At 65.2% G+C, this 13,172-nt stretch carries 11 protein-coding genes; 5 read left to right on the top strand and 6 right to left on the bottom strand.

Annotation, left to right across the window (positions count from 1 at the left end; translation table 11 throughout):
• Positions 1-9 precede the first annotated feature (9 nt).
• Positions 10-1,710: a Na/Pi cotransporter family protein gene (locus ACVMDN_RS17500; RefSeq protein WP_456835090.1), complete on the bottom strand. Its 1,701-nt coding sequence runs from the start codon at positions 1,708-1,710 to the stop codon at positions 10-12.
• A 338-nt stretch (positions 1,711-2,048) separates the two neighbouring features.
• On the opposite strand from ACVMDN_RS17500, the gene ACVMDN_RS17495 reads away from it, so the two are divergent.
• Both ACVMDN_RS17495 and ACVMDN_RS17490 read left to right on the top strand, forming a co-directional pair.
• On the top strand, positions 2,049-2,294 hold the full coding sequence (locus ACVMDN_RS17495; RefSeq protein WP_076828746.1) for a PilZ domain-containing protein: 246 nt from the start codon (positions 2,049-2,051) through the stop codon (positions 2,292-2,294).
• A 140-nt stretch (positions 2,295-2,434) separates the two neighbouring features.
• Positions 2,435-3,259: a tetratricopeptide repeat protein gene (locus ACVMDN_RS17490; RefSeq protein WP_310884668.1), complete on the top strand. Its 825-nt coding sequence runs from the start codon at positions 2,435-2,437 to the stop codon at positions 3,257-3,259.
• 15 nt (positions 3,260-3,274) lie between these two features.
• Here the strand turns inward: ACVMDN_RS17490 and ACVMDN_RS17485 are convergent, their stop codons facing one another.
• From ACVMDN_RS17485 to metC, 5 genes are all read right to left on the bottom strand, one after another.
• Positions 3,275-4,543 carry an AAA family ATPase gene (locus ACVMDN_RS17485; protein ID WP_057016553.1) on the bottom strand — a complete coding sequence of 423 codons (1,269 nt, stop codon included), beginning with the start codon at positions 4,541-4,543 and terminating at the stop codon, positions 3,275-3,277.
• The gene (locus tag ACVMDN_RS17480; RefSeq protein ID WP_310885946.1) at positions 4,540-5,280 is read right to left on the bottom strand and encodes a CpaD family pilus assembly protein; all 741 of its coding nucleotides are present in this window, start codon (positions 5,278-5,280) and stop codon (positions 4,540-4,542) included. Before ACVMDN_RS17480 ends, ACVMDN_RS17485 begins: the two co-directional genes overlap by 4 nt.
• Before the next feature lie 33 nt (positions 5,281-5,313).
• Complete coding sequence (locus tag ACVMDN_RS17475) at positions 5,314-6,762, bottom strand: type II and III secretion system protein family protein (protein WP_038377148.1); 1,449 nt, start codon at positions 6,760-6,762, stop codon at positions 5,314-5,316.
• Positions 6,763-6,796: 34 nt separating this feature from the next.
• The gene (gene cpaB / locus ACVMDN_RS17470; protein WP_456835091.1) at positions 6,797-7,597 is read right to left on the bottom strand and encodes a Flp pilus assembly protein CpaB; all 801 of its coding nucleotides are present in this window, start codon (positions 7,595-7,597) and stop codon (positions 6,797-6,799) included.
• A gap of 281 nt (positions 7,598-7,878) precedes the next feature.
• On the bottom strand, positions 7,879-9,075 hold the full coding sequence (metC, locus tag ACVMDN_RS17465) for a cystathionine beta-lyase (protein WP_456835092.1): 1,197 nt from the start codon (positions 9,073-9,075) through the stop codon (positions 7,879-7,881).
• A gap of 328 nt (positions 9,076-9,403) precedes the next feature.
• On the opposite strand from metC, the gene ACVMDN_RS17460 reads away from it, so the two are divergent.
• From ACVMDN_RS17460 to ACVMDN_RS17450, 3 genes are read left to right on the top strand one after another with little or no spacing between them, the layout of a single operon-like run.
• Positions 9,404-10,420, top strand: a complete 1,017-nt coding sequence (locus tag ACVMDN_RS17460; RefSeq protein WP_310884671.1) for an amino acid ABC transporter substrate-binding protein — start codon at positions 9,404-9,406, stop codon at positions 10,418-10,420.
• Positions 10,421-10,443: 23 nt separating this feature from the next.
• Positions 10,444-11,649 carry an amino acid ABC transporter permease gene (locus ACVMDN_RS17455; RefSeq protein ID WP_456835093.1) on the top strand — a complete coding sequence of 402 codons (1,206 nt, stop codon included), beginning with the start codon at positions 10,444-10,446 and terminating at the stop codon, positions 11,647-11,649.
• Positions 11,646-13,166, top strand: coding sequence for an amino acid ABC transporter permease (locus ACVMDN_RS17450; protein ID WP_456835094.1), 1,521 nt, complete (start codon positions 11,646-11,648; stop codon positions 13,164-13,166). Before ACVMDN_RS17455 ends, ACVMDN_RS17450 begins: the two co-directional genes overlap by 4 nt.
• The last annotated feature ends 6 nt before the right edge of the window (positions 13,167-13,172 follow it).

Genomic DNA, 13,172 nt, shown 5'->3' with positions numbered 1-13,172 from the left:
CTTGCTGGGTCAGGAGCCCGGAGAGCTCGAAGCTGCGGGCGCCGCAACCTCGGTCGCTTCCATGGTGATGCTCTCGCGATCGGCGGCGGTCTCGCCGGCGGCATCGAGCACGGGATAGGCGACCGAGCAGATGTGCGAATGGATGCGGCGAAGGTCGCGCAGCACGTCGAGATGCAGCGAAGTGGTCTCGATGGTTTCGGGCCGGCCTTCGCGCAGGCGCTCCAGATGACGCTCGACGGCGGCCAATTCGGCCGCGCGCAGCGCCGCCTTCTCGGTGAGCAGCTTGCGCGCCTCGTTGGCGTCGCCCGACATGAACACGCCGAACGCGATTCGCAGCGAGTCGATCGTGCGCTTGTGGAACGCCGACAATTCCTCGGCGCCTTCGGTGGAGAACTGCAGGCGATGCTTGATCTTCTTGGTCGCGAGCTCGCTCAGGTTCTTGTCGACGATGTCGCCGATATGTTCGAGATTGATCGCGAACGCGACGATCTCCATCGCGCGCTGGCCCTCGCGCTCGTCCAGGCTGCCGCGGGTGAGTTTCGTGACGTAAAGCTTGATTGCCTCGTTCAGCCGGTCGACGGTGTTGTCCATCTTCGACACCTGGTCGACCAGGGCGCGATCGTTGGTCAGCATCGCCGCCATCACCTTGCGCAGCATGGCCTCGGTGTGATCGCCCATATGTAGCACCTCGCGCGCCGCATCGGCCAGCGCCAGTGAAGGCGTCTCCAGCGCGCTCTCGTCGAGATAGCGCGGCCGTGATGGATCGGTCTCCTGCGCTCGCTTCGGCAGCAAACGCTCAAGCAGCCGCGCCATGTGGTCGAGCACGCCGATGAACAGCAGCGCGGTCGCAACGTTGAAGGCGATGTGGAACAGCGCAGTCGCCTTGGCGAGATCGGGCTGCCAGGCGTAGATGATCTCGGTGATCGGGCGCAGGAACGGCGCCACCAGCAGGATGCCGACGACGCGGTTGACGAGATTGCCGACCGGCAGCCGGTAGCTCGCCGGATTGTCGCGCCGCGCGCCCTCCAGCAACGGATTGATGGCACTGCCGAGGTTGGCGCCGAGCACCAGCGCAAATGCGGCATAGGGCGAGATGAACTGGGAAAAGGCCAGCGACATCACCAGCAGCACGCTGGCGACACTGGAATGGACCAGCCAGGTGACGACGGCGCCGATCAGAATGCAGAGCACGGGATCGCCGGTGATCGCGCCCAGGAACACGCGCACGCCCGGAGCATTCTCGGCGGGCGCCATCGTATCGAGCAGGATGTGCAGCGCCAGAAGCATCAGGCCGAGGCCGATCGAGACGCGGCCGAGATCCTTGATCCGGGAGCGCGGCCCGCTGCGGAACGCGACGAGGCCGACAATGAACAGGACCGGCGCGATGGCGGCGACGTTGAACGACAGCACCTGCACGATCAGCGTGGTGCCGATATTGGCGCCGAGCATGATCGCGAGCGCCGGCACCAGGCTGACGATCTCTTCGGCGGCGAAGGAACTGGTGATCAGGGCAGTCGCGGTCGAACTCTGGAGCAGGGCGGTCAGGCCGAGGCCGGCGCCAAGGGCGGTAAAGCGATTGCGCAGCGCCCGGGCGAGCAGCAGCCGCAAATCCGGTCCGAAGGCGCGCAGAATCCCGCTATGGACCATGTGCAGGCCCCACAGCAGGAGCGCCACGCCCCCCATCAGATCGAGCAGAACAATGCTTCCCATGCTTCCTGGCATCCCGGCGAATTCGAGTCGAATGAACATAGGTATCGTCTATCGACTGGCGATCAACCCCTTTTTGTTCTCATGCGACCACGGCGGGAGCGACGCAGGCTATCGAGTGAGGCGGCCTATCGGGGAGACGTCATTCGACCTGCAGCACATATCATTCAACTATTCAATCTTTGATTGATCAAAGCTCGTGTCTCCCGGCGAGGGCGCCCCCCGGTAAACGAATCTCGAACGCGACCGCTCAATTGCGATGGGTTCCGCTAGGCAGTTTCCAATCTTTCCCCGCTATGACGATAGGCCAGGAAGTTGCCCAGAAAGGCTTGGGGATCAGAATGTTTATGAATCGCCGCAAGAGCGAACGCCGCCCGTGCCGGAGCGTCGCCAAAATTCAGCTGGGCACAGGGTCGCTGCCACGCGACTGCATGATCACGGATATTTCGGCCGGCGGCGTCAAGGTGATCGCCGAATATCTGGAGATCCCGCCGGAATTCACCATCATCCTGTCGAGCGGCAGTCCGCGTCAGTGCCGGCTGGCCTGGCAAATCGGGCACGAGTTCGGCGCTCAGTTCGTCGATTGAATCTGCCATTTGGCTGCTGTCTCGCCAGGCGTCCGGCACCGCATCTGGGCCGGATGACGGCGACATGATGGCATCCTTAACCGGACCTTAGGGTTAAGCTGTGAGCATCCCGGAACCTTCGCCGTTCCGAGTCTCGCTTTATGTTTGAGAAATTCCCCCGACCCTCAGGCCGCGTGCGCCGTCTCGCGGGCACGGTATCTGCTGCGATCCTGCTGATCGGGTTGTCTGCCTGTCAAACCTCCGGCCCGTCTGACATCACCGGCTCATTGGGCGACACGGCGGAGGCCACGCCGGCCCCGGCCGATCCGCGGCGCGACATCGCGACCTACCACGAGCGCGTCCGCGCCAACCCGAAAGACACCGACGCCGCGCTGAAATACGCCCGGGCGCTGCGCGCCACCGGCCAGCGGGCCCAGGCGGTCGCCGTCATGGAGCAGGCGGTGCTGGTGCAGCCCAGCAACAAGGCGCTGCTCGCGGGTTACGGACGGGCGCTCGCCGACAACGGCAATTTCCAGCAGGCATTCGACGTGCTCGGGCGCGCGCATACCCCGGAAGATCCGGACTGGCGCATCCTGTCGGCGCAGGGCGCCGTGCTCGACCAACTCGATCGCCACGACGAGGCGCGGCAGTATTATGCGAGTGCGCTGAAGATCGTGCCTGACGATCCGTCAGTGCTCTCCAATATCGGGCTGTCCTATCTGCTGTCAAAGGACCTGCCGAAGGCCGAGGAGACGCTGCGCCGCGCGCGGGAGCGCGCCCCCGGCGACATGCGGGTGCGAACCAATCTCGCCGTCGTGGTTGGCTTGCAGGGCCGCCAGTCCGAGGCGGAAACCATCATGAAGGCCGATTTGCCGGCGGAGCAGGGCTCAGCCAACGTCGCCGCGCTGAAGCGACTGTTGGCGCGCAGGGATGCGAGCCGCACCGACGCCGAGAAGATCCCGGTCGCAGCCAGTCGCCGCGACTAGAGCGCTAGCGGGACGCTAGCCGGCGGCCCGGCGCCCGTCATTTCGGCGCGACTGCAGCTTCCTGAGGATGGGCGACAGGAACGACTCGCGGGCTTCGGCGAGATCGGGACGGCCGGTGAGGCGCTGCGCGATCTGCAGGAAAGTCCTTGTGGTGCGGTGACGCGCGGAGACTTCCGCGATCATCTGGCCGTTGTTGGCGGCTTCACCGAACAGCCTGCAGTCGAACGGGATCGCCGCGATCGGCTGGCTCTCGATGGTCTTGGCGAAATCCTTGACCTCGATCTCGGGGCGCTTCGACATGCCGACCTGGTTCAGGCAGTAGAGCGGCGGACGGTCGTTCGGACGCGCGGTCCTCAACAGGTTCATCATGTTCTTGGTGTTGCGCATGTTGGCGAGGTCGGGCTCGGCCACGATCAGGATATCGTCGGCACCGACCAGCACGCGTTTGGTCCAGGCGGTCCATTGATGCGGCACGTCGAGCACGATGCAGGACGTCGTCATGCGCATCGTATCGAAGATGGCATCGAACGCCTCGGCGCCGAAATCGTAGACCTGGTCGAGGGTGGCCGGCGCCGCCAGCAGGCTGAGATGATCGCCGCACTTTGCGAGCAGGCGTTCCATGAAGGCAGAGTCCGGACGCTCGGGCGAGAACACGGCGTTGGCGATGCCCTGCACCGGGTCCTGATTGTAGTCCAGGCCGGCCGTACCGAAGGCGAGGTCGAGATCGACGACGACCGAATCCAGCCCGAGGTCGCGTGCGATGGTCCAGGCGACATTGTGGGCAATGGTCGAGGCGCCGACGCCGCCCTTGGCGCCCGCGACCGCGATCAGGCGGCCGACCGAGACCGCTTCGGAGGCCGAGAACAGGCTGCAGATCGAGCGCACGATGTCGAGCACCTTGACCGGCCCGATGACGTAGTCGTTGACGCCGCGCCGGACCAATTCGCGATACGGCGCAGTCTCGCCGGCCGTGCCGAGCACCACGACGCGGGTGCCGGGATCGCAGACCGTGGCGAGCTCGTCGAGACCGGCGAGGAAATCATGATCCGGCTCGGTCTCGAGCATGATGACGTTGGGCGTCGGCGCCTTGTGGTAGGCGTCGATCGCCGCGGCGATGCCGCCCATATGGACCGAGAGATGAGCCTTGGCGAGCCGGCGGTCGTCGGCAGCCGCGCGTGCGTTCGCGGCGGTCGCGACGCTTGCGCAGAACGCCTGCACGGAAATCCGCGGCGCCGGCGCGATGTAATCGTTGGCGTGCTGCGGCTCGTCTTGTTGTTCGGTCATTTCGCGGCGTCGCTCAGCTTGGCTTTCTCGGCTTCGGGGTAGGCGGTCGCGGTCGACTCACCCTTGCGGTATTTATCGAACGCGATCGTACGGCGCGGCGTATAGGCTGCGGTCTCGGTTCGCGGCTGTTCGAGGTCGGACGGATTGGCGACCATCGCGGCAAGGTTACGCTGCGTGGCGCAGCCGAAATTGTCGTACTGCTTGTTCTGGTTGTAGTTCGGATTGTAGATCGAGGCACCGAGGTCGCTCGGCCACACTCCGCAGGGACCGGCGACGGCGGCCATCTTCGGATAGCTCAGCCGAACGGTCGGAAGCGCGCGCGGATCATCGAGATGGTAGGAGCGCTTGGTGATGGCATGGGCGGGTACGCCCATCGACGCCAGCAGGCCGCGGATCTCCTGATACACCGCCTGTGCCGAGCGCGAGTTCGAGCTGTCGGCCGGCACGTCGATCGCAATCGCGCCGGTGCCTTCGCGGCGCCAGGTGCGCGCCAGCCCCATGACGTCGTCGCGCTGCGCTTCGGTGAGGTTGCCGCGGGCGCGGCCGACGAAGACGACGATTGATTGCTCGCCCTCGGTCACCGCGATCGGATGCCGCTGCCGGTAGTCGTCGCCCACGGTGCCGGTGGCAAGATTGTCGCCCGTCAGATTGCAGCCGCCGAGCGCGATCGCGCTGACGACGAGGGCGCCCAACAGCGACAGCGTCCTGGCACGACCGGCTTGTGTGTTGCGTGTCATCATAGGATCCCCCAACCCCTTCAGGTCCGCGCCTCAGTCGATGATGAAGCCGAAATTGACCGGCGTGGCGCCGATCGGCTCGCTGCGGGCGGCGACGCCGTAGATGCGATTGACGCGCGCCAGCAGTGCCGACTGCGCGTCGGAAGCCGGGGCAAATCCGTCGTCGGGACGGGACAGCTCCTTCTGCGCAACGGCGCGCACCACGTAGGGCGTCACGATGACCATGAGCTCGGTCTCGTTGTTGACGAAGTCCTGGCTCCTGAAGAGCTGGCCGAGGATCGGGATCTGGTCGACGCCGGGCATGCCGTTGATGGCCTGCTTGGTCTGCTCCTGGATCAAACCGGCCATCGCGATCGAGCCGCCGGAGGGCACCTCCAGCGTGGTGTCGGCGCGGCGGGTCTTGATCGAGGGAATGGTCGTGCCGTTCTGGCCGCCGGTCAGGGCGTTCTCCATCGAGACTTCGGAGACCTCGGTCATCACCTTCAGGCTGATCCGTCCCTCGGTCAGCACCACCGGCGTGAAGTTGAGCGAGATGCCGAACTTCTTGAAGCTGACGGTCTGCACGCAATTGCCGATCGTGCCCGACGTCGTCGTCTGGCAGGTGACGCCGGTCGGAATCGGAAACTCGCCGCCCGAAATGAAGGTCGCCGACTCGCCGGAGATCGCGGTGAGGTTGGGCTCGGCCAGCGTCTTGACCACGCCCGCGCTCTCCATCGCGCGCAGCGTCGCGGTGACGGTCGGCACGCCGAGCTTGTTCAGGGCTGCGCCCGTCAGCCCGTTGTTGGGGGCGAGCGCACCGTTATTGGCGGTGAAGGCGTTGGCGTTGTTGAAGACCACCGCGGCGGTGCCGTAGTTCATGTTGGCGCTGAGGTCGACGCCGAGCTGCTTGACGACGTCCCGGCGGACTTCGGCGACGGTGACTTTCAGCATCACCTGGTCGCGGCCGCGGACCACGATGGAATTGACGACCTTGTCGGCGCTGCCGACCAGTTTGGCGGCGATGTCGCCGGCCTGCTGGGCCTCGACCGGGCTTGCCACCGTGCCGGTCAGGACGACGCTGTCGCCGACGCCCTCGATCTGGACGCCGGGCAGCATCTGCTTCAGCGCGGCGCGCATTCCGTTAAGGTCGCGCTTGATCGCGATGTCGTAGGAGGCGACCTGGTTGCCGTCGGCGTCGAAGAACACCACGTTGGTCTGGCCGACTGCCGCGCCGATGATATAGGCGCGCTGCGCCGAGCGGATCACGGCGTTGGCGATCTTGGGATCGGCGACCAGAACGTCCTTGGCCTCGCGCGGCAGGTCGACCACGACCGACTTGCCGACGCCGAGCGAGACGGAGCGCGTCTTGGCGGCGATGCTGCTCGTCACCGCGACATCCGCGTTCTTGTCGGGATCGGTCGCGCTGGCAAGGGCAGGGATCAGCATCAGCGCGGTGATCGCCGACAATGACAGCGCGCGGACCAGCGTGGTCGACGTCGCCATTTGTTTCGCACCCGTCGTCATATCGAAGCCCCCATCACTTCTGTGTCGTCAGAGAGCTCGGGATGCCGAAGCGCACCACCTTGATGCTCTCGCCCCGCTTCGGGGCATGGTCTCTGGTCTCGTCGGTCTGCTCGCTGACGTCGGCGATGCTGCGCAGCGCCAGCGCCAGCGTTCCGCTCTGCCGGGCGCGCGCCAGCGTCTCGGCCTGTTCGGGCTTGAGCTCGAGGGTCACGGTCTTGCCGACGAGGGAGTTGTTGCCGTCCTTCTCCTTCGGCGCCTGGTCGATCGCCAGCACGCGGACGTTGGACAGCAGGATTTCAGTGGTGACGATATCGCGGCCGCCTTGCTGATCGGGATTCTTGTCGCGACGCGACAGGATCACATCGACGCGGTCGTTCGGCAGAATGAAGCCGCCGGCGCCCGTCTCCGGCGAGATTTCGGTGGAGATCGCGCGCATGCCGGAGGGCAGGATCGCGGCCATGAAGCCGCTTCCGTTGGCCTTGACCAGCTTTTGCTCGCGGATCGGTTCGCCGACGATGAAGGGCGCGCGTGCGATCGAACCGATGATGTCGTTCATGGCATTGGCGTTGGCGTCGTGACGGATGAACGCGCTGCTTGCAGTTTCAGCCGGCCAGCGCTGCCACTGGATGTCTTCGGCCTTGACCGATTGACCGAGCCCGATGTCGGACTTTGCGACCAGCACTTCGACGGTCGGCAGTTGCGCGACGGGCGGCGCGACCGGCGCCGGTTTGCGATCGCCAACGCTCGCGAGATACATGGCCGCGAGGCCTGCGACGCCGGCGATGCCGAGGACCACGATGCGTGCCGTTTTCATGCGATTGTCTGAATGCCCTTCACACAGGGCAATCGCGTCCTTGCGGCACTGACAGCCCTTCCCGAGGCATCACTACGGCCGCAAAAGTATAAGGGAACTTGATGGAAGGTCCGGACAATTAAGGGATTGGTGGGGATGGTGAACGGCGAGTTATCGGCGCCGTTGCATCTCCGCAGAATCCCGGAGATCGCGCGTGCTTAAGGCGTACGACGTTGGTCGCAACGCGGCGTCAGCGCCGGTGGAGCGTGGTTAATGTCGTCTAACGTGGCAGGGCGCGAGGATCAGAGCGCGGCCTTCAACGCCGCAAATCCACGGTCGAGATCGGCCTTGAGGTCGTCGAGATTCTCGAGCCCGATATGCAGCCGCAGCGTCGGCCCGCCCGGCGACCATTTGGTCGCGGTGCGATAGTCGCTGCAGTCGAACGGGATGGCGAGGCTTTCGAAGCCGCCCCAGGAAAAGCCCATGCCGAACAAAGTGAGCGCGTTCAGCATTGCATCGACCGCGGTCTGTGGCACCGGCTTCAACACGATGCTGAACAGCCCGGAGGCGCCGGTGAAGTCGCGTTTCCAGATCGCGTGCCCGGGATCGGTGTCGAGGGCAGGGTGCAGCACGCGATCGACCTCGGGCCGCGCGCCGAGCCAGCGCGCGATCTCGAGTCCGGATCGGTGGTGCTGCGCAAGCCGCACCGATAGCGTGCGAACCCCGCGCAGCGCGAGATAGACGTCGTCGGGGCCGGCGCAGACGCCGAGCAGGCGGATCGCCTCCTGGATCAGCGGCCAGGCTTTCGCATTGGCTGCGATGGTGCCGAACATGATGTCGGAGTGGCCGCCGATATATTTGGTGCCGGCCTGCATGCTGATGTCGACGCCCTGTTCGAGCGAGCGGTGATAGAGCGGCGTCGCCCAGGTGTTGTCGTCGATCATGAGCGCGCCGCGGGCGTGCGCCACGGCCGATATCGCCCGCACGTCCGGCATCTCGAACGTCTGCGAGCCGGGCGCTTCGATCAGCACCGCGCGGGTGTTCGGCTTGAACAGCGTCTCGATGCCGGCGCCGATCAGCGGATCGAAATAGCTGGTCTCGATGCCGTAGCGCTTGAGCATGTTGTCGCAGAAATTGCGGGTCGGCCGATAGGCATTGTCGCACACCAGGAGGTGATCGCCGGTCTTGAGTACGGCGAGCAGCGTGGTGCTGATCGCCGCCAGTCCCGACGGGGCAAGGCCGACGCCAGCGCATTGCGGGCCTTCCAGCGCCATCAGCACGTCCTGCAGCGCCCGCGTGGTCGGGCTGCCGTGGCGGCCATAGATAAATTCGGCGCGATGGGCGTGCAGGTCCTCCGCGGTCGGATAGAGCACGGTCGAGCCGTGAAACACCGGCGGATTGACAAAGCCCTTCTGGGCCTTGGTGTCGCGGCCGGCCGTGACCAGGCGGGTGGCGGCCTGTTGCGGGTGGGAGGGCGTGGAGCCGTCGGAGGAGGTCATGGAGCGCTGCCGTTAGACTTTAGACTTTTTGCCGCAGCCGTACCGCGTCGGGAAGACGGGGCCGGGCCGGGAGGTGTTACTAACAAGAGGTAGAAGACATGCGTCAACCCCTTGACCCGGCTCGTCAGTCGCTATGTGATGCGGCGCAACTACCAGTCGCCGCACGTTGAGGGGCCTGCCGCGACCTACGATCCGTTGCCTGACCGGTTTGCAGGTCAAACTGCCGGTCAAATCGGCATTTTTGCTGCAAGGGATCATTGGGATGGCCCGTGAACGCGAGGCGATCACAATGCAAACGTCCACCGGACGACCCTGAAAGGCCCCGCCCATGAAACGCGTATCCCTGGCTGTCACCCTCGCCGCTGCCGCCGCCCTGTCGGTCCAGGCCGCCTCGGCGCAAACCCTCAAGACGGTCAAGGACCGAGGCCAGCTGTCCTGCGGCGTCAGCGGCGGCCTGCCGGGCTTCTCGTCGCCGGACGACAAGGGGAACTGGACCGGCATCGACGTCGACATCTGCCGTGGCATCGCGGCGGCGATCTTCGACGATCCGTCCAAGGTCAAGTTCGTGCCGCTGTCGGCCAAGGACCGCTTCACCGCGCTGCAGTCGGGCGAGATCGATGTGCTGTCGCGCAACACCACCTGGACGCTGTCGCGCGATACTTCGCTCGGCGCCAACTTCACCGGCGTGACCTATTATGACGGGCAGGGCTTTCTGGTGAAGAAGTCGCTGAAGGTAAACTCGGCGCTGGAGCTGAACAGCGCGTCGGTCTGCGTGCAGACCGGCACCACGACCGAGCAGAACCTCGCCGACTACTTCAAGGGTAACAACATGAAGTATGAGGTGATCGCGTTCGCCGGTGCCGACGAGACCGTGAAGGCCTACGAGACCGGCCGCTGCGACGTGTTCACCTCCGACGTGTCCCAGCTCTATGCGCAGCGACTGAAGCTCGCCAACCCGTCCGACCACGTCGTGCTTCCCGAGATCATCTCCAAGGAGCCGCTCGGCCCGATGGTTCGCCATGGCGACGACCAGTGGTTCGACATCGTGAAGTGGGCGCTGTTCGCCCAGATCAATGCCGAGGAACTCGGTGTCACCCAGAAGAACGTCGACGAGATGGCCAAGTCGGACAAGCCCGACCTCAAGCGCGCCTTCGGCACCGACGGCAATCTCGGTGAGCAGCTCGGCCTGACCAAGGACTGGTTCTCCCGCATCATCAAGGCCGTCGGCAATTACGGCGAGATGTACGATCGCAACGTCGGCGTCGGATCGAAGCTGCAGATCGCACGCGGGCTCAACAATCTCTGGAACAAGGGCGGCATCCAGTACGCGCCTCCGATCCGCTGATCGGCGACGAGGCGGCTGCGGCGATGACGACCGAGCCCCGAAAACCACCGCCTCAGTTCATCTTCCGCCTGAAGCGCGTGCTCGGCGGCCAGTCCGGCTGGACTGGCCTTGCCGTGCAGATCGTGTTCGCGGCGGTGTTGGCCTGGGTCGCCTATGAGATCGTGGCCAATGCCCGCGCCAACCTGGAGACGCAGCGCATTGCCTCCGGGTTCGGGTTTCTCAAAAACAATGCGGGCTTTGATGTCAGCCTGAACCTGATCCCGTATTCGGGGTCGGACACCTATACGCGGGTGTTCTTCGTCGGCCTGCTCAACACGCTGCTGGTTGCGGGCATTGGCATCGTCTTCGCCACCATCATCGGCTTCATCATTGCGCTGTGCCGGCTGTCGCCGAACTGGCTGTTGGCGCGGCTCGGCGAGATCTATGTCGAGATCGTCCGCAATCTGCCGCTGCTGTTCCAGCTGTTATTCTGGTACCTCGCGGTGCTGGCGGCGCTGCCGGGGCCGCGCCAGAGCATCTCGCTGTTCAACGCCTTCTTCCTCTCCAATCGCGGGCTGGTGATCCCGCGGCCGATCGGCGAGCCCGGGCTCGATCCGTTTCTGATCGCGCTCGCGATTGGCGTCGCAGGCGCGCTGGCGCTGCGCGGCTACGCAAGGCGGGCGCTGTTTCAACGCGGGCAGGCGATCCGGATCTGGCCCTATGTGCTCGGCCTGTTGGCCGGATTGCCGCTGGTGACGATGCTGGTGTTCGGGCTGCCGGTGACCTTCGAGCTGCCGCAACTCAAGGGCTTCAACTTCGCCGGCGGCGCGCGGGTGATTCCGGAGCTGGTTGCGCTGGTGGTCGCGCTGTCGACCTATACGGCGGCCTTCATCGCCGAGATCGTCCGCGCCGGCATTCTGTCGGTCCATAAGGGACAGATGGAAGCCGGCTCGTCGCTCGGCCTGTCGCGCGGCACCACCTTGCGGCTGATCGTCGTGCCGCAGGCGATGCGCGTCATCGTTCCGCCGCTGACCAACCAGTACCTCAACCTGACCAAGAATTCGTCGCTGGCGGTCGCGATCGGCTATCCCGACCTGGTCTCGGTATTTGCCGGAACGACGCTGAGCCAGACCGGCCAGGCGATCGAGATCATCGCCATCACCATGGGCGTGTACCTGCTGATCTCGCTGGTCACCAGCGCGATCATGAGCGTCTATGGCTGGCGCATCAACCGGAGCCTTGGGGCATGACCGACGCCACCGCGTCATCCTTCGTCCGGCAGGATCTGGTGCCTGAACGCCGGGCGCCGGTGAAGACCACCGGCCTCGTCGGTTTCATCCGCACGCGGCTGTTGAATTCGCCGACCAACATCCTGCTGACGATCCTGGCGCTGGGGCTGCTCTGGTACACGATCGTTCCCGCGTTCAAATTCCTGCTGGTCGATGCGGTCTGGAGCGGCAAGGACCGCAATGCGTGTCTCGCCGAAACCGCCGGCCGTCAGGTCGGCGCCTGCTGGCCCTACATCCAGGCCAAGCTCACCCAGCTGATCTATGGCTTCTATCCGGAAGCCGAACGCTGGCGCGTCAACCTGACCTTCGTCCTCGCGGCCGTCCTGTTGCTGCCACTCCTTATTCCGCGCCTGCCGGCGAAGGGCCTGAATGCGAGTCTGTTCTTCTTCGCGTTCCCGGCGGTCGCCTTCTTCCTTCTGCGCGGCGGCGGACTAGCCGGCTTCGGCGTCAGTTGGGTCGCGAGCCTGTTGCAGCTGTTCGACGACAGCATCGTCAATGCCGGTCGGGCGCTGGTCAATCTCAGCCGGAGTTCGGCGATCGGGCCGCTGCTGTGGGCCGTCGGCAATATCATCGTGCTCGTCGGCAGCCTGATCGGCTGGCTGATCTTTCCGCTGACCTGGCTGCGCGAGCAGCTCCAGATGTCGATCCAGCCGCTGTGGTTCGACTTCCTGCTGACCACGGCGATCGTCTCGCTGATCCTGTTTTTCCTCGGCGGCGGCATGCGAACCGGACAACGGGCGCTGCTCGGGAGCCTGGCGAGCTTCGCCGGCATCGCGATCGTGATCAAGCTGATGGGGCTCGACCGCGGCGGACTGCCTATCGTCGACACCAGGCTGTGGGGCGGCCTCCTGGTGACGCTGGTGGTGTCGGTCACCGGCATCGTCACCTCGATGCCGATCGGGATCGCGCTGGCGCTGGGCCGCCGCTCGACCATTCCGCTGATCCGGATATTCTCGATCGCCTTCATCGAGTTCTGGCGCGGCGTGCCGCTGATCACGGTGCTGTTCTTCGCAACCTACATGCTGCCGCTGTTCCTGCCGGGCAACTTCAACGTCGACGGGCTGGTCCGCGCGCTGATCGGCATTGCGCTGTTTGCCGGCGCCTATCAGGCCGAGGTGGTGCGCGGCGGCCTTGCCGCAATCCCGCGCGGGCAGGGCGAGGCGGCGAGCGCGCTCGGCCTGTCCTGGTGGAAGACCACGTCGCTGATCGTGATGCCGCAGGCGCTGCGCCACGTCATTCCGGGTCTCGTCAACAGCTTCATCGCCCTGTTCAAGGACACCTCGCTGGTTTCGATCGTCGCACTGTTCGACCTCTTGGGATCGTTGCACGCGACGTTCTCCGATCCGACCTGGTCGACGCCGACCACGGCCTTTACCGGCTTCGCCTTCGCTGGAATGATCTACTTCGTGTTCTGCTTTGGAATGTCGCGCTACTCGCTGTTCGTCGAAAACCGGCTCAACGCTCACCGCCGCCACTGAACAAGG

It is taken from the genome of Bradyrhizobium sp. USDA 4510 (genome assembly GCF_054059095.1).
The sequence above is the reverse complement of the archived record's forward strand: the minus strand, read 5'-3'. Positions and strand labels throughout refer to the sequence as shown.

Coding starts and splice junctions, on each gene's coding strand:
- ACVMDN_RS17500 (WP_456835090.1), bottom strand. CDS start 1,710: ATGGGAAGCATTGTTCTGCTCGATCTGATGGGGGGCGTGGCGCTCCTG.
- cpaB (WP_456835091.1), bottom strand. CDS start 7,597: ATGAAAACGGCACGCATCGTGGTCCTCGGCATCGCCGGCGTCGCAGGC.
- ACVMDN_RS17450 (WP_456835094.1), top strand. CDS start 11,646: ATGACCGACGCCACCGCGTCATCCTTCGTCCGGCAGGATCTGGTGCCT.
- ACVMDN_RS17460 (WP_310884671.1), top strand. CDS start 9,404: ATGAAACGCGTATCCCTGGCTGTCACCCTCGCCGCTGCCGCCGCCCTG.
- ACVMDN_RS17495 (WP_076828746.1), top strand. CDS start 2,049: ATGTTTATGAATCGCCGCAAGAGCGAACGCCGCCCGTGCCGGAGCGTC.
- ACVMDN_RS17475 (WP_038377148.1), bottom strand. CDS start 6,762: ATGGCGACGTCGACCACGCTGGTCCGCGCGCTGTCATTGTCGGCGATC.
- ACVMDN_RS17490 (WP_310884668.1), top strand. CDS start 2,435: ATGTTTGAGAAATTCCCCCGACCCTCAGGCCGCGTGCGCCGTCTCGCG.
- metC (WP_456835092.1), bottom strand. CDS start 9,075: ATGACCTCCTCCGACGGCTCCACGCCCTCCCACCCGCAACAGGCCGCC.
- ACVMDN_RS17480 (WP_310885946.1), bottom strand. CDS start 5,280: ATGACACGCAACACACAAGCCGGTCGTGCCAGGACGCTGTCGCTGTTG.
- ACVMDN_RS17455 (WP_456835093.1), top strand. CDS start 10,444: ATGACGACCGAGCCCCGAAAACCACCGCCTCAGTTCATCTTCCGCCTG.
- ACVMDN_RS17485 (WP_057016553.1), bottom strand. CDS start 4,543: ATGACCGAACAACAAGACGAGCCGCAGCACGCCAACGATTACATCGCG.